Origin of the sequence: Shimia ponticola (genome assembly GCF_007995215.1) — a bacterium.
In the GTDB taxonomy this organism is placed as follows: domain Bacteria; phylum Pseudomonadota; class Alphaproteobacteria; order Rhodobacterales; family Rhodobacteraceae; genus Shimia_B; species Shimia_B ponticola.
On sequence record NZ_VCDK01000003.1, the window covers coordinates 1,017,062 to 1,032,536 of the forward strand.

The 15,475-nt window shown below is 60.6% G+C and carries 12 protein-coding genes; 10 read left to right on the forward strand and 2 right to left on the reverse strand.

Annotated elements, in window-relative coordinates; all coding sequences use genetic code 11:
- Positions 1–2 precede the first annotated feature (2 nt).
- From FE702_RS08375 to kynU, 3 genes are read left to right on the forward strand one after another with little or no spacing between them, the layout of a single operon-like run.
- The gene (locus FE702_RS08375; protein ID WP_255449639.1) at positions 3–1,154 is read left to right on the forward strand and encodes an alpha-hydroxy acid oxidase; all 1,152 of its coding nucleotides are present in this window, start codon (positions 3–5) and stop codon (positions 1,152–1,154) included.
- Positions 1,151–1,966 (forward strand): alpha/beta hydrolase, encoded by an 816-nt coding sequence (locus FE702_RS08380; RefSeq protein WP_147125788.1) that lies wholly within the window; start codon positions 1,151–1,153, stop codon positions 1,964–1,966. Before FE702_RS08375 ends, FE702_RS08380 begins: the two co-directional genes overlap by 4 nt.
- A 5-nt stretch (positions 1,967–1,971) precedes the next feature.
- Complete coding sequence (gene kynU / locus FE702_RS08385; protein ID WP_147125789.1) at positions 1,972–3,156, forward strand: kynureninase; 1,185 nt, start codon at positions 1,972–1,974, stop codon at positions 3,154–3,156.
- 188 nt (positions 3,157–3,344) lie between these two features.
- On the opposite strand, the gene FE702_RS08390 is transcribed toward kynU, so the two are convergent.
- Entirely contained in the window at positions 3,345–4,931 is a 1,587-nt protein-coding gene (locus FE702_RS08390; RefSeq protein WP_147125790.1) for a fasciclin domain-containing protein, read from the reverse strand.
- A 318-nt stretch (positions 4,932–5,249) separates the two neighbouring features.
- Here FE702_RS08390 and FE702_RS08395 point away from each other — a divergent pair, with 318 nt between their 5' ends.
- The 3 genes from FE702_RS08395 to FE702_RS08405 all read left to right on the forward strand — a co-directional run bounded on the left by FE702_RS08395 (position 5,250) and on the right by FE702_RS08405 (position 9,698).
- Positions 5,250–6,560 (forward strand): O-acetylhomoserine aminocarboxypropyltransferase, encoded by a 1,311-nt coding sequence (locus FE702_RS08395; protein WP_255449640.1) that lies wholly within the window; start codon positions 5,250–5,252, stop codon positions 6,558–6,560.
- On the forward strand, positions 6,557–7,363 hold the full coding sequence (locus FE702_RS08400; RefSeq protein ID WP_147125792.1) for an alpha/beta fold hydrolase: 807 nt from the start codon (positions 6,557–6,559) through the stop codon (positions 7,361–7,363). The genes FE702_RS08395 and FE702_RS08400 overlap by 4 nt, the downstream gene beginning before the upstream one ends.
- 61 nt (positions 7,364–7,424) lie before the next feature.
- Positions 7,425–9,698 carry a 3-hydroxyacyl-CoA dehydrogenase NAD-binding domain-containing protein gene (locus FE702_RS08405; protein ID WP_147125793.1) on the forward strand — a complete coding sequence of 758 codons (2,274 nt, stop codon included), beginning with the start codon at positions 7,425–7,427 and terminating at the stop codon, positions 9,696–9,698.
- Between the two features lie 73 nt (positions 9,699–9,771).
- Here the strand turns inward: FE702_RS08405 and FE702_RS08410 are convergent, their stop codons facing one another.
- A complete protein-coding gene (locus FE702_RS08410; protein ID WP_147125794.1) occupies positions 9,772–10,719 on the reverse strand; it encodes an ATP-grasp fold amidoligase family protein in 948 nt (315 codons plus the stop codon).
- A 292-nt stretch (positions 10,720–11,011) separates the two neighbouring features.
- On the opposite strand from FE702_RS08410, the gene FE702_RS08415 reads away from it, so the two are divergent.
- Genes FE702_RS08415 through mrdA form a run of 4 tightly spaced genes read left to right on the forward strand, consistent with a single transcriptional unit; the run spans position 11,012 to position 15,473 of the window.
- The gene (locus FE702_RS08415) at positions 11,012–12,049 is read left to right on the forward strand and encodes a rod shape-determining protein (RefSeq protein ID WP_147125795.1); all 1,038 of its coding nucleotides are present in this window, start codon (positions 11,012–11,014) and stop codon (positions 12,047–12,049) included.
- A gap of 46 nt (positions 12,050–12,095) precedes the next feature.
- Entirely contained in the window at positions 12,096–13,004 is a 909-nt protein-coding gene (gene mreC, locus FE702_RS08420) for a rod shape-determining protein MreC (RefSeq protein ID WP_147125796.1), read from the forward strand.
- The gene (locus tag FE702_RS08425) at positions 12,997–13,536 is read left to right on the forward strand and encodes a rod shape-determining protein MreD (RefSeq protein WP_147125797.1); all 540 of its coding nucleotides are present in this window, start codon (positions 12,997–12,999) and stop codon (positions 13,534–13,536) included. The genes mreC and FE702_RS08425 overlap by 8 nt, the downstream gene beginning before the upstream one ends.
- Positions 13,533–15,473, forward strand: coding sequence for a penicillin-binding protein 2 (gene mrdA / locus FE702_RS08430; RefSeq protein WP_147125798.1), 1,941 nt, complete (start codon positions 13,533–13,535; stop codon positions 15,471–15,473). The genes FE702_RS08425 and mrdA overlap by 4 nt, the downstream gene beginning before the upstream one ends.
- The last annotated feature ends 2 nt before the right edge of the window (positions 15,474–15,475 follow it).

The window sequence follows — 15,475 nt, forward strand, 5'->3', positions numbered from 1 at the left end:
GCGTGCGCGCATCGACCGCTGATCTTGACCTGACCCATCCAGCCATTGCCGATCTGCGTCGCACGGCCCGCCGCCGCATCCCGCATTTCGCCTTTGAGTATCTCGACAGCGCCACCGGGACCGAGGCCGCCGCACGCCGCAACCGCGCGGCTTTGGACAACGTGCTGTTCCAACCTGCGATCCTCGCAGGCGATCTCAGTTACGCGACCGCGACGACGTTTATGGGGCGCGACTATCCCCTGCCCTTTGGCATCGCCCCAATTGGCATGGCGGGGATGATCTGGCCGGACGCTGAACGCCTGCTGGCTCGCGCGGCTGCCACACACCAGATTCCTTACTGTCAATCCACCGTGGCTGCCGCTGCCCCAGAGGACACAGGCCCAATCGCAAAAGAAATGGGCTGGTTTCAGCACTACCCTGTGCATGATCTCGGGATCATGCGAGACATGCTGGAGCGGATCAAAGCGGCAGGGTTTTCCAATTTGGTGATCACCGTCGATGTCCCCGGTGAAAGCCGCCGCGAACGCCAAAGACGCGCGCATGTCGCCATGCCGCCGCGCCTGACACCCAGCATGATCGTTTCGATGATGACGCATCCGCGTTGGGCACTGGCGATGGCTCGATCCGGCCCTCCGCGCATGCCCTTTCCAGAAAGCTATGTCGATGCCTCTGCGCATGACGCCTTTGTTCATGCAGGTCGCGTCATTCGCGGGTGGCCAGACTGGGATTACTTCGCCGCATTGCGCGCCGCATGGGCGGGGCCGCTGATCATCAAAGGCGTCAGCGACCCAGCCATGGTACCCCGTCTTCTAGAGGCTGGCGCAGACGCACTCTGGGTCTCAAACCACACAGGCCGCCAGTTCGACGGTGGCCCTGCCGCGATCACGCAATTACCGCTCATCCGCGCAACCGCCGGTCCGGACACACCGATCATCTTTGACAGCGGCATCGACGGCGGGCTCGATATTCTGCGCGCCTTGTCCCTCGGCGCAGACTTCACATTCCTTGGAAGGGCCTTCATGTATGCGGTTGCAGCGTTTGCGGCGCGCGGCATCGACCACCTGATCCATATCCTGCGCGCCGACCTTGAGGCCAATATGGCCCAGCTGGGCGCGGCCACCCTGAGCGACGTGAAAGAAAGGCTCCTGCCATGACAGACTGGACATTCGACTGGGACGACGCCTTCGACAACATGGGCTACATCCCCGGTGGCCAAGCCTATCCAGATCAGTGGCACAGCGCCGCCGCTCAGTTCCGCGCGGCACATCCCGATGCGCAGCTTGATCTGGCCTACGGTCCCGGCGACCGCGACCGGCTTGATCTGTTCGAACCCGAAGGCACCGCACAGGGTCTGATGATATTCGTCCACGGCGGCTATTGGCGGCTCTTTGACAAATCGACTTGGAGCCATCTGGCCAGAGGTGCGCTGACACGCGGCTGGGCGGTCGCCATGCCAAGCTATCCTCTGTGTCCAGGCGTTTCGTTGCCCGAGATTGCGCCGCATATTGCAGCCGCGATTGCGCATGCTTCCACGCTGGTGACCGCGCCGATCCGCCTTGCCGGACATTCGGCAGGTGGGCATCTGGTCAGCCGCATGGCCACCTCCCCCGGCCTCCTGCCAGAGCCGGTTGCGGCCCGCATCACAGGCATCACATCGATCAGTGGTTTGCATGATCTGCGCCCTCTGGCATTGACCAATATGAACGACGATCTTGGCCTCACACCCGATACGGCGGCTGCGGACAGCCCCGCGCTTTTGACACCGTCCAACACCTGCCCCGTGACAGCATGGGTAGGCGCACAGGAGCGGCCAGAGTTTTTGCGTCAAACCCGGCTGCTCGAAGAAAACTGGAGCAGACAGGGACAAAAGGTGCGCGCGTATTACGAACCAGGGCAAGACCATTTCTCGGTGGTCGAAGGTCTGATGACTGCCGACAGCCCCCTGACTTCCGCAATTCTGGACTGACTGCCATGCTTCCCGTCAAAGACCGTTTCCACATCCCAGAGGGCCTGATCTATCTTGACGGCAACTCTTTGGGTCCCTTGCCCAAATCGGTGCCCGCGCGGGTGGGCGAAGCCGTGCAAAAGGAATGGGGCCAATCCCTGATCCGTGGTTGGAACTCAGAAGGTTGGATGGCTCAGCCAGCACGCCTTGGGGATCGGATTGGCGATTTCGTTGGCGCCCCCACCGGGACAACCGTTCTTGGCGATACTCTATCGCTCAAGGTCTATCAGGCCCTTGCAGCGGCATTGTCCATGCGCCCCACGCGCAAGGTCATTCTGTCGGACACCGGCAATTTCCCGACCGATCTTTACATGGCCGAAGGCCTGAGCAGCATGTTGGGTCGGGACCATGAATTGCGCCTTGTCGACCCAACAGATGTTACGGCCGCCATTACCGATGAGGTGGCCGTCGTCATGCTCACCCACGTCGATTATCGCACCGGGCGCATGCATGACATGAATGCCATCACACAGGCCGCCCATAACGCCGGTGCCGTGATGATCTGGGACCTGGCCCATTCCGCAGGGGCAGTGCCCGTCGATCTGACGGCGTCACACTGCGACTTTGCCGTTGGGTGTACGTACAAATACCTCAATGGCGGTCCCGGCGCGCCGGCCTTTATCTATGTGCGCCCCGATTTGATTGAGACGATTGATCCGGCCCTGTCCGGCTGGCTCGGCCATGACGCGCCATTTGCCTTCGAACCCGGATACCGCCCGGCGCCGTCAATCGAACGCATGCGCGTCGGCACACCGCCGGTCTTGCAAATGACCGCGCTTGAGGCCGCGCTAGATGTTTGGGACGGCATCACGATGCAGGACATTCGCGCAGCCTCCATCGCGCTCTGCGATCTCTTCATCGCCGAGGTCGAAAACCGTTGCCCTGAGCTCACGCTCGTCTCGCCGCGCGATGCCAATGCGCGCGGTTCACAGGTCTCCTTTGCCTTCGATCACGGTTACGCTACGATGCAGGCCCTCATCGCAGCGGGGGTCATTGGCGACTTCCGCGCGCCGAACATCATGCGCTTTGGGTTCACGCCTCTCTTCATCGACGCCGGTGACGTAACCGAAGCCGCGCAGCGTCTTGAGCACATCATCAAGACCAAAGCCTATGAGGCGCCAGAGTACCAGATCCGCAACCGCGTGACCTGATCCCTTCTATGTTTCTGAAATACTCCGGGGTCTAAGGGGCAGAGCCCCTTTCGCCGCCGCAGGCGGCGCCTCAAGCGGTCACAGCCAGCGCCCGCTGGCGAAGAGGGAGGCGGGCGGGCAAATCGGCCGAAACAAAAAAGGCGGGCGCATTCGCGCACCCGCCTTCAAAGGATCAGATCACAAAGCGATCAGAAAAGCTCGATATCGTCTTCCGACAGATCTTGGACATCTTCCAACAGGACAGACCACGCTTCGTTGCCTTCGACGGTGATCAAGGTGTCGTTGCCATCGCCTTGTCCGGTCAAAATGCTGAGCACGTCCTCTTCCCCGATGGACAGCGCGAGCGTGTCTTCTTCGGTGTTGAAGTCGGTCACCGTATTGGCGCCCTCGTCCGACACCAAAAGCTCTAGCCGGTCAAAGCCTTCGCCGGTGATCACTGTATCGTTGCCCGACCCGGTGCGCAGGATGTCATCGCCGAGGCCACCATCGATGATGTCATCGCCTTCTTCGCCGTTGAATTCGTCGTTGCCGTCTTCGCCGACCATGCGGTCGTTGCCGAGGCCGCCGGTGCCAAAGTCGTTGCCGCTGCCACCGAGAACGGTGTCGTTGCCTTCGCCACCAAAGACCCGGTCATCACCAGAGTTGCCAGCGACCCGGTCGTCGCCATTGCCGCCGCGCACGACGTCATCGCCTGAGCCGGCATTCAACCGGTCAGCACCGCCGCCGCCTACAATCGCATCATCGCCGCGCCCGCCAAAAATCGTGTCCTGACCATCGCCGCCGGACAGAAAGTCATCGCCGCTCCGCCCTTCGAGGAAGTCGTCACCATCATCACCGGCCATCTCGTCATCGCCGGAGTTGCCGAACAGCCGGTCATTGCCGGACCCGCCCGACATGACATCATCGCCACGTCCGCCGAACAGGCGGTCGTCGCCGTCGCCGCCAAAGAGGGTATCGTCGCCCTCACCGCCATCGACGCGGTCATCGCCTGCGCCACCGCCCAAGCGGTCATGGCCACCTTCACCAAAGAGCAGATCGTTGTCCTCAAGCCCGAAGATCGCGTCATTTCCTTCGCCGCCATGCAGGCAATCGTCACCCTGCTCACCGATCAGGCGATCATTTCCTGCGCCGCCATGGATAATGTCGTCGCCCATGTCGCCCCGGATCACGTCATCGCCGTCGCCCGCGCTGAGCACGTCGTCCCCGTCCAGCAGGTCAATCACGTCATCGCCCTCGGTGCCGAGGATCAGGTCAGCGTCGTTGGTCGGCGCCATGTCGGCATCGACATCCAGAGGCAACAGCACTTGGTCAATCGGGACAATGACACCGTTATCTACCGCCTGAGCGGGACCAAAACCCGCATCAAGCGATTCAGGGTCAAGATCGACGACCGCGCCGCCCGCAATCGTCACGTCAGATCCCAGCAATGTGGCGATGATTGCCCCATCAACCAGATCAGCATCCTCAAGCTCGGATGTGGCGACGTGATAGCTCAAAACCTGCGCCAAGAGCGCGGCACCGTTGCCATCGCCGAGCGCATCAAAAGACGCGGTCAGATACTTCAGAGCATCATCCAGGTCGTCGCCGGGATAGCCGATCTGCTGTGCCGCCGACAAAAAGGCATCGTTGCTGGGCGCGAAAATGGTGGCCCCGAGGCCAGCATCGTTCAATTGCGCCTGAAGCGACGATCCTAGGGCCGCGTCCACGGCGATGATCGTGTCAGTTAGAACCGAATAATTCTCGTCGGCAGCGAGCGTTTCAAAAACGGTCGGCATGGCAGCATCCTTTGCAATCAGTAACGTCGAAACCCCAAGTCCGACACCAGCGTAAAGTCGTTCGTAGGATAGAACCGGAACCTCCCGGTACTCAACAGAGCAAAAGGATAATGATCAATTCTCATAAGTATTGTCGCGGCAACTTGGACAATTCCCAAAATAGCCATGGATTTGACCGGTGCGAGGCACAATCCAGAGTTGACCCAAAGGAAAGTTCCGTTGCGACGCGGCACCTTGGAAATAAGGGAGCGCGCTTGCCGCGCCTGCCCGTGTCGCGCTACGACACACCAACACGTTCGCTGGGGAGGATTATCCGTCGTGGCCGATTATAAATTTGATACGCTCAGCCTGCATGCCGGGCAGGCTCCTGATGCCCGCTTTGGCAGCCGCGCTGTGCCGATCCATCAGACCACCTCTTACGTGTTTCAAGACACCGAACAGGCCGCAGCCCTGTTCAACATGGAAATCGGCGGCCACATCTATTCGCGTCTGACGAACCCGACCGTGGCCGTTCTGGAACAGCGTCTGGCGGCGCTTGATGGTGGCGTCGCCGCAGTGGCAACGGCGTCCGGGATGTCGGCACTCTTCGTGACCGTTCTGGCGCTCTGTTCTGCAGGCGATCACATCGTGTCCTCGTCCCAAATGTACGGCGCGAACATCAACCTGTTCCAACACACGCTCAGCCGCTACGGCATTGAAACCACATTTGTCGCGCCGAACGACCCCGACGCGATCAAAGCCGCCATCCAGCCCAACACAAAGATGGTCTTTGGTGAGGTGATCGGTAACCCCGGCATGGACATTCTCGACGTCCCTGCCGTCGCTGCAGTCACCAAAGAGGCCAATGTCCCCCTGGTGATTGATGCCACCTTCAACACACCTTGGATGATCAAGCCGATTGAGCATGGCGCGAACATCGTCATCCACTCACTGACCAAATGGATGGGCGGCCACGGCGTGGCGCTAGGCGGCGCCGTGATCGACGGCGGCAATTTCGACTGGGGGGCAACGCCCGGCAAGTTCCCGATGCTGACGACGCCGCACTTTGGCTATCAAGGCGTGAACCTGTGGGAAGAGTTCGGTCCAGCCGCGTTCAGCATCCGTGTCCGCACAGAAGGCATGATGAATGCAGGCCCCTGCCTGTCACCGCAAAACGCATTCTATATCCTGCAAGGCCTCGAAACGCTGCCGCTCCGGATGGAACGGCACATGTCCAACACGGCCAAGATGTTGGAATTTCTGACAAACCACGATCAGGTCGCATGGGTCAAACATCCGCAACTGCCCGACCACAAGGATCACGAAGCAGCCATGCGCCTGATGCCAAAAGGTCAGGGTTCGATCATTTCGATGGGTGTCAAGGGTGGCCGCGACGCGTCCCGTGCCTTCATTGAGTCCGTCGAACTCGCCAGCCACCTCGCCAATGTGGGCGACGCCAAAACGCTGGTGATCCATCCCGGGTCGACCACCCACAGCCACATCACGCCAGAGGCGATGGCTGCCGCTGGCCTGACCGAAGACCTCGTGCGTATTTCGGTCGGCCTCGAAGATTTCGACGACCTCGCCGCTGACTTCAACCAAGCGCTCAAGGCCGCAAGCCGCGTTCAACCCCGGATGGCCGCAGAATGAAGACCCAAGTCAACGGCACCACAATTTTCGCCTCAACCGGCGGTCGCGACTTCGACCCAAAAGGTGACGTGATCCTGTTCATCCACGGGTCGGGGCAAAACCACCTCGGCTACATGCTGCAACATCGCTTTCTCGCCAATCGCGGCTGGCAAGCGATCACGCCGGATTTCCCCGGCCATGGGCAATCCGAGGGAGAGCCACTGACCTCGATCGAGGAGATGGCCGATTGGCTAGCCTCGTTCATGGACGCCGCAGGCATCGACAAAGCTCATATCGCGGGCCACTCACAAGGCGGACTTGTCGCGCTGGAACTGGCATCGCGCTACGCGGACCGCGTGCGGTCTGCAGCCTTCCTTGGCACGGCACACGCGATCCCCGTCAATGACTATCTTTTGGGTTTGGCCAAAGACAAAGAACCAAAGGCGATCCGCGCGATGATGGATTGGGGCCATGGCCCCACCGGTCACATCCACGACCACACCCTGCCCGGCACGTCGCACATGCTCTATGGCGCACAGCTCATGGCATCGAATGCACCCGGAGCGCTTTATGCAGACCTGAGCGCCTGCAACAGCTACACGACCGGGCTTGAGGCTGCTGCCAAGATCACCTGCCCGACGATTTGCATCCTGAACGGTCAGGACAAGATGACGCCGATCAAGGCAGGCCGCAAATTGCACGCGGCTCTTGGTGGAGACCTCGTCGAGATCGCGCATTCAGGACATATGTCGATCACCGAGCAACCGATGGATGTAAACCGAGCCCTGCGCGCGTTTCTGGACGCCCAAAAGGCCACCGCCTGACCTTCATCTTTCCCCAAAAACTCCCGCCGGAGGCTCCGGCGCCAGCAAGAGGCACTGTGCCATGACTTTCACGAATATTGCCGTCATCGGCGCAGGCACCATGGGGTCCGGGATCGCCGGGCAAATCGCCAATGCGGGCCACAACGTCCTATTGCTCGACCTGACGACCGACGCGACCGACTACGCGCTTCAACGGCTCAAGAAATCCGATCCACCAGCGTTGCATTCCAAGGAATGCCTCGACCGGATCACGACCGGCACCATCGCGGATGATTTCGACAAATTGGCCGAGTGCGACTGGATCGTTGAGGCCATTGTCGAACGTCTTGACCTCAAACGTGACCTCTATGCGCGGCTTGAGGAAACGACCAAGCCGGACTGCGTTGTCACCTCGAACACATCCACGATCCCGATCAGCCTCTTGGTTGAAGGCCGCTCCAAGGCATTTCAGGAACGCTTTGCGATCACGCACTACTTCAACCCGGTCCGTTACATGCGCTTGCTGGAATTGGTGCGCGGTGAACATACACGCCCTGACATCATGGACAGGCTGGCGGATTATAATGACCGCATTCTCGGTAAAGGCGTGGTGCCCTGCAACGACACACCCGGGTTCCTCGGCAACCGCGTCGGTGTCTTCGCCCTGCAGGTCGGCATGGACGAGGCGTTCAAACAGGGCCTGACCATTGAAGAGGCAGACGCCATCATGGGCCGCCCGATGGGCATTCCGAAAACCGGCGTCTTCGGCCTTTATGACCTGATCGGCGTCGACCTGATGTCTGACGTCGTCGACACGCTGGGTGATATCCTACCGGACGGCGATGCGTTCCACGCCGTGGGCCGGTCGAACAACCCGGCGAATGGTTTGATCAACCAGATGATCGCGGACGGCTTCACCGGTGAGAAATCCGGTAAAGGTGGATTCTACCGCGATGATATGGCCTCGAACCTCGACGGCACCTTGCGCCCACGCGTTACAACCCTGCCGCTTAAGGCGCAGGTCGCTGCCGACCAACTGGCCAACAGCGAAGAGACCCTGACAACCCTGATTGAGGGGGATGACGCCGCTACCCGGTTCGCGCGCAACTTCCTCGGTCGCGTGCTGGCCTATGCCGCGCATCTGCTGCCAGACGTCACCAAGACCCCGCAGGACATCGACGACGCGATGAAGATGGGCTTCAACTGGATCCGTGGCCCGTTCGAGATGATAGATGCCCTAGGCATCGAAACAGTCGCGACGCTGGCACGCGAAGCTGGCGCAGAGGTGCCACCCGCACTGGAAAACACGGACCCGTTCTACAAACCGGGTGACGTGCTGCAGGTCCGCACGACCGAAGGGTATCAGCCGGTCCAATTGCCAGAAGGCACCATCCGCTTCTCGCTCACACGCAAGACGCTGTCGCCAATGGCCACGAACAAGGCAGCGAGCCTCTGGGACCTCGACGGCATTCGACTGGTCGAATTCCACTCCAAGGCCAACGCATTGACCGGCGACAGCATGGCCATCGTCCACGCCGCAGCCGAAGACCCGGGCCAAGGTATCCTGATCCACAACGACGCGCAGCATTATTCAGCGGGTGTCGACCTCAACCGCTTTCAGGCGTTCATTGAGGCCGGCGATTGGGACGGCATGGATGCCTTCCTCGATGATTTCCAACAGGCGGTGATGAAGCTGAAATACAGCCCCGTCCCCGTCATTGGCGCGCCATCAGGCCTCGCGCTCGGCGGCGGCTACGAGGTGCTGCTTCACTGTGATGCGCTTGTCACCCATGCTAACTCTGTTCTGGGACTGGTGGAGGCAGGCGTTGGCCTTGTCCCATCCGGAGGCGGAGTGAAGGAGACCTACAACCGCTGGTTCACGGCCACAGGCGACGCCGAAAAGGCCGCTTGGGAAACGTGGATGCAAGTCGGCTACGGCAAGACGGGGCCAAGCCCCGAACAGGCCGAGCCGCTCAAGTACTTCCTGCCGGAACGCGACCAAAGCGTGATGAACCGGGACAAGCTGGTCGCAACTGCGACCCAGCGCATCCGGGATTGGGGCACCTATACGCCGCCAGCAAAGCCGTCCTTTACCCTGCCGGGCCGGGGCATCCTGACCCAGATGGAAGAGTTCATGGATCAGGGCCTGTCCAAAGGCTGGTTTACCCAGCACAACAAAACCGCAGCGATGGAAATCGCCACGATCGTCGTGAACACCGACGAGGACAAACCGCTGACCGTGACCGAACAGGACATGATGGACCGGGAGCGGGCGGCCTTCCTGAGGCTGGCCAAGACGCCCGAAACCAAGGCTCGGATTGACGGCATGCTCGCAGGCGATCCGATCGACAATTAAGCCAACTCTTTTGGTCTTCAGGATTTCGCGCGCCACTATCGGCGCGCGATCAAAACCAATCATCTGCGACCGTTCAGACGTAACGCCTGAGACGTTTCAAGTAGAAGGCCCTCCACCCAAAGGTGGGCGGATGACGCATCGCGTGGCTTTGGGACAGGTCCCAAAGCTCGGTCGGCATACCGCTGGTCTTGTGACCAGATCGGGCGATGTAGCCGCCTTGATTGTAAAACGTCAGCTCGCTGAGCCAGATGTTTTCGTCATGGGCCAGAAAGTCCACGCGCACATGGTCGAACTCTGACCCGATCCGGGACGCGATCCGCTGGATACGCTCCCAACTTGGCAGCGGCGGATCATCGAAGCCCCTCGATGTTGCCGAGGCCTCGGTATCGGGTTCAAATTCAATCTGTCCGTTGGGCTGCAGTTCCCATATCTGGGCCGCCAAAGCGCCATCCACCAAACGGGTGCGATAGATCCGCCAGCAGGTCGCGCCAAATGTGTAGATCTTGATTTCCTCAAGGGGCTCACGCGGCAAGCAAACTTCTGCGAAAACCTTGGGAACGATGTCCTGATAGCCCCATTCCATTTTGTGCGCGCCATAGGTCGTGGCCAAGGCTGCGCCCAGCATCTCTTCGCTCGCCGCCCGATCAAGACCGGGATCCTTGGTGTAGACGTTGGTGCCGCTGGCGTGGTTCGTCTTGATCACGTGATCGCCGTCCCAGACCCAATCAGGAATCTCGGACACCTGAGAACCCTGCCAGACAAGTTCCGGACAATTCAGATCAAGGTCCTGTTCGCTCAACCAGTCGCGCAGGGCAATCTTGTCAGACAAGGTAACGAAGCACGGGTCGCGATCAAAAGCCTTGCGCCATGTCATCTTGTCATTGGCCGACCTGGGCAAACCCACATGTGGGCGCACAGGAAACTCTTTTGCGCGCTTCGCGGTCCAACGGCGCAAACGTCCATTTCTGCGCCAAAAGACCCAATTCACAGTCGCAAATAACAGCCGGTCAAATAGGGCCATGATGAATTCTCCGAAAATGACTTTGGACGAACAGCGAGCGCTGCGTGCACCACCAATGCCCAAATGCGCCACGCGAACAGCCAAGCGCGGATAAGCGGCCAAGGTCAATGCGCATCGGCGCCCAGCGGACACGTGCGGCCAGCACGTTTAAAAGCGAGCTTCTTCCAGACTGCGCAAGACCCTGCCGATCACAATGCAAAAGCGCCCTTTCACACCTTTGGCGGCAGGCGTATAGAAGGCCAGCCTCGGACCGTGAGAGTCGCGGGGCCATAAGACTATGGGGCTTGGTTACATGGCAGGATTTGGTGGTCTGTTTTCGTCGGATATGGCGATCGACCTCGGCACGGCAAACACGCTTGTCTACGTCAAAGGCAAGGGTGTGATCCTGAACGAGCCATCCGTTGTGGCCTATCAGATCAAAGACGGCGTCAAGAAAGCGCTGGCCTTTGGCGAGGACGCAAAGCTGATGCTCGGTCGGACCCCCGGCACGATCAGCGCCATCCGTCCGATGCGTGACGGTGTGATTGCCGACTTTGACGTCGCCGAAGAGATGATCAAACACTTCATCCGCAAGGTCCACAAGCGCACGACCTTTACCAAGCCCAAGATCATTGTCTGCGTTCCCCATGGCGCGACACCCGTTGAAAAGCGTGCGATCCGTCAGTCGGTTCTGTCGGCGGGCGCGCGTCGTGCGGGCCTGATTGCAGAACCCATTGCAGCAGCAATTGGCGCAGGTATGCCGATCACCGATCCAACCGGGTCGATGGTTGTCGATATCGGCGGCGGAACGACCGAGGTTGCGGTTCTGTCGCTGGCCGACATCGTGTACGCCCGTTCGGTGCGCGTGGGCGGCGACCGCATGGACGAAGCGATTATCAGCTACCTGCGCCGTCAGCATAACCTGCTGATTGGTGAGGCGACCGCCGAGCGTATCAAGACATCTATCGGCACGGCTCGTATGCCTGATGATGGGCGCGGCACAGCCTTGCCGATCCGGGGACGCGATCTTTTGAACGGCGTGCCCAAAGAAACCGAGATCACGCAGGCCCAGGTGGCCGAGGCGCTGGCCGAGCCGGTTCAGCAAATCTGCGACTCGGTGATGACCGCACTAGAGGCGACGCCACCCGATTTGGCAGCCGACATCGTAGACCGCGGTGTGATGCTGACCGGCGGCGGCGCGCTTTTGGGTGATCTGGACCTCGCTTTGCGTGAACAGACCGGCCTTGCCGTGTCGGTCGCAGATGAAAGCCTCAACTGTGTGGCCTTGGGCACCGGAAAAGCGCTAGAATTCGAAAAACAACTGCTGCACGTGATCGACTACGACAGCTAAACGCCGCCGCTCACACGCAGCCAACCGTTCCAGTTGAGGGACCGCATTGGCCAAAGACCGGACGCCACAGATTGACTATGCCGCGCCGCTGCGCCGCCTTTTGGTGGCGCTGCTTGTGCTTGTGCTGTTCGCTGTCTTTCTTTTGTGGCGGATCGACAGCCCGCGTGTCGAGCGCCTCCGTGCCGAGATCACGGACCGGGTCGTACCGTCGTTTTCGTGGGTATCTGCGCCCGTTACCGGGTTGGCGCATATCGTGGCCGATTTCCGCAGCTATCAGCGCATCTATGACCAAAATCAGGAGCTGAAGCGCGAGTTGCAGCAGATGAAGGCGTGGAAGGAAGCCGCGTTGCAGCTTGAGCAGGAGAACGCGCGCTTGCTCGACCTGAACAAAGTGCGTCTCGATCCGAAGTTCACGCATATCACCGGCGTGGTCATGGCCGATAGCGGAAGCCCGTTCCGACAATCGGTGCTTTTGAATGTCGGCGCGCGCGACGGGGTCAAGGATGGCTGGGCCACGATGGACGGCATCGGGCTTGTCGGGCGCATTTCTGGCGTGGGACGTGAAACCTCACGCGTTATCCTGCTGACGGATACTTCGTCGCGCGTGCCGATCGTAATCCAACCGTCCGGGCAACGGGCCATTTTGGCCGGGACAAACACCGCGCGCCCGCTGATCGAACTCTTGGATGATCCTGACAGCGTGCGCCCCGGTGACCGCGTCTTTAGCTCGGGCGATGGCTCAGTATTTCCGGCAGGCATTCTTGTCGGTGAGGTCACTCAGAGCACGGATCGAAGGCTGCGCCTACGGCTTGCCGCTGATTATGAGAGGCTTGAATTCTTGCGCGTGATCCGCGCGCGAGAGATCGAAGTGATCGAAGACCCCGGAACGCTGGTCACGCCACCGCTGTCACCGGTAGGTCCCGCAGCCTTGGTTCAGGATCAGGCCGATGGGTAGCGCCGGACCCGCCTATATATGGACAATGCGGGGTGTTTTCGCAGCAATCACTGTGTTCATCCTTCTGGCACAGCTGTTGCCGCTTGAGACCACGCCGCGGCGTTGGGTGGCACCTGACCTGTTGCTGGCGTTTACGCTGGCATGGACCTTGCGCCGACCAGACATCGTGCCGGTCGCCTTGGTTGCCGCTGTTTTCCTGTTGGCTGACTTTCTTCTGCAACGCCCGCCCGGTCTGTATACAGCGCTCGTGGTCGTCGCGTCCGAGGTTGCGCGCGCGCGCCATGACGACGTCCGCGAAACCGTCTTTGCTGCCGAATGGTTCACGGCAACGGCTCTGATCACAGCGGTCTTCTTGCTCTATCTGATCGTGACCGGAATCGTGTCTCCGATCCCAGTGGCGACCGGCCTTTTGCTGATGCAGGCGTTGCTCACAATTTTGGTATACCCCTTGGTTGTGGGGCTGTCGCAGGCCATATTCGGCATCAAGATCGCCGCGCAGGGCGAAGTCGATGACAGGGGGCGCAGGCTATGAAGCAGAACCCAAAGACATTGGCAGACGGGCATGCGAAATTCAGCCGCCGGGCGCTTATCTTTGGCGCGGCGCAAGTGGGCGTGCTTGGCATTCTGGGATACCGCATGCGCGCCCTGCAATTGGAGCAGGCCGAAGAATTCCGGCTTCTGGCCGAAGAAAACCGTATCAACATCCGCTTGCTGCCACCCTCACGCGGTCTGGTTTTTGACCGCCAAGGCCGGCCTCTGGCCGAGAATGAGCAGAACTATCGCATTGTGATCGTGCGCGAAGACGCAGGCGATGTAGATGCCGTTCTGTCATATCTGGCGCAGCTGATCGATATGCCGCCCGAGCGGTTGGAGCGCGCCCGCGAAGACATCTTCAAGCATCGCTCTTTTGTGCCGGTCACTGTGGCCGACCGCCTGTCATGGGATGCCATCGCGCGCGTGTCAGCCAACGCGCCTGCCCTGCCCGGCATCAGCGCCGAGGTGGGCCTGAGCCGTTATTACCCCCGCGCCCAGGATACAGCACATATCCTGGGCTATGTCGGCCCGGTCAGCGACTATGACCTGAGCCGGATCGACGATCAGGATCCGCTCTTGCAGATCCCCAAGTTTCAGATCGGCAAGACCGGCGTCGAGAACAAGCTTGAGCGCAGCCTGCGCGGCTCTGCCGGGATCCGCCGGATCGAGGTAAATGCCGTCGGCCGTGTCATGCGCGAGTTAGACCGAGAAGAAGGCCTGCCGGGCGATGACATCCAACTGACCATCGACAGCAAGCTGCAGAACTATGTGCAGACCCGGTTGGGCGGTGAAAGCGCAAGCGCCGTCGTGATCGACTGTGAAACCGGTGATCTTCTCGCGATCGGCTCAGCGCCCAGCTTTGATCCCAATCTCTTTGTGCGCGGGATTTCCGTAAGCGACTACAGCGCGCTGACCGAAAACAAATACCGGCCGCTTCGGAACAAGGCGGCACAGGGGGCCTACCCGCCTGGTTCGACCTTCAAGATGGTCACGGCCATTGCCGCGCTTGAGGCTGGCGTCGTCGACAGCGAAGAGACGGTTTGGTGCGGTGGGCACTCAGATATTGCCGGGAACCGTTTTCACTGTTGGAAACGCGGCGGGCACGGACATACCGACCTCCACAAGTCACTGACTGAATCTTGCGATATCTATTACTACGACATCGCCCAGCGCGTCGGCATTGACCGCATAGCGGAGACGGCGCGCAAACTTGGGTTGGGTATCAAATATGACCTGCCGATGTCGGCGGTCGCGTCTGGTCTGGCTCCTGACAAGGAATGGAAACGGCGTGTTCGTGACGCGGACTGGCGCATCGGTGACACCGTAAACGCCTCGATCGGACAGGGTTACGTGCTCGCATCGCCGCTTCAGCTTGCCGTCATGTCGGCGCGTCTGGCAACGGGCCGTTCGGTCACGCCGCGTCTGGTCGCGCGCCGCAATGGGGTGGCGGAACCGTCCGGCGCAGGCGAAGACTTGGGCCTGAACGAAAACATCCTGCGACGCATCCGCAAGGCGATGTATTCGGCAACCAACGCGCGCAAAGGCACAGCCTATGGCAGCCGCATCATCGCCGAAGATTTCCGCATGGCGGGCAAAACCGGTACCACGCAGGTGCGTCGGATCACGGCAGAAGAGCGCGCAGCGGGTATCACCAAGAACGAAGACCGCAAGTGGGAGCACCGCGACCACGCGCTCTTTGTGAACTTTGCCCCCTTCGACAATCCAAGGATTGCTGTCGCAGTGGTCGTCGAACATGGCGGATCGGGCAGCCGCGCTGCCGCGCCAATTGCGCGCGACATCACGCTTCAGGCGCTTTATGGCGACACCCCTCCGCTGGATGCTTATCCGGCCAAGGATCGCGAACTGATCCGGCAACGGCAGGAAACCTTTCCCCAGTGGTCCGAGGCCACGCCGAAATCCCCGACGCAGGCGTGATC

Coding starts and splice junctions, on each gene's coding strand:
- FE702_RS08380 (WP_147125788.1), top strand. CDS start 1,151: ATGACAGACTGGACATTCGACTGGGACGACGCCTTCGACAACATGGGC.
- kynU (WP_147125789.1), top strand. CDS start 1,972: ATGCTTCCCGTCAAAGACCGTTTCCACATCCCAGAGGGCCTGATCTAT.
- FE702_RS08390 (WP_147125790.1), bottom strand. CDS start 4,931: ATGCCGACCGTTTTTGAAACGCTCGCTGCCGACGAGAATTATTCGGTT.
- FE702_RS08400 (WP_147125792.1), top strand. CDS start 6,557: ATGAAGACCCAAGTCAACGGCACCACAATTTTCGCCTCAACCGGCGGT.
- FE702_RS08405 (WP_147125793.1), top strand. CDS start 7,425: ATGACTTTCACGAATATTGCCGTCATCGGCGCAGGCACCATGGGGTCC.
- FE702_RS08410 (WP_147125794.1), bottom strand. CDS start 10,719: ATGGCCCTATTTGACCGGCTGTTATTTGCGACTGTGAATTGGGTCTTT.
- FE702_RS08415 (WP_147125795.1), top strand. CDS start 11,012: ATGGCAGGATTTGGTGGTCTGTTTTCGTCGGATATGGCGATCGACCTC.
- FE702_RS08425 (WP_147125797.1), top strand. CDS start 12,997: ATGGGTAGCGCCGGACCCGCCTATATATGGACAATGCGGGGTGTTTTC.
- mrdA (WP_147125798.1), top strand. CDS start 13,533: ATGAAGCAGAACCCAAAGACATTGGCAGACGGGCATGCGAAATTCAGC.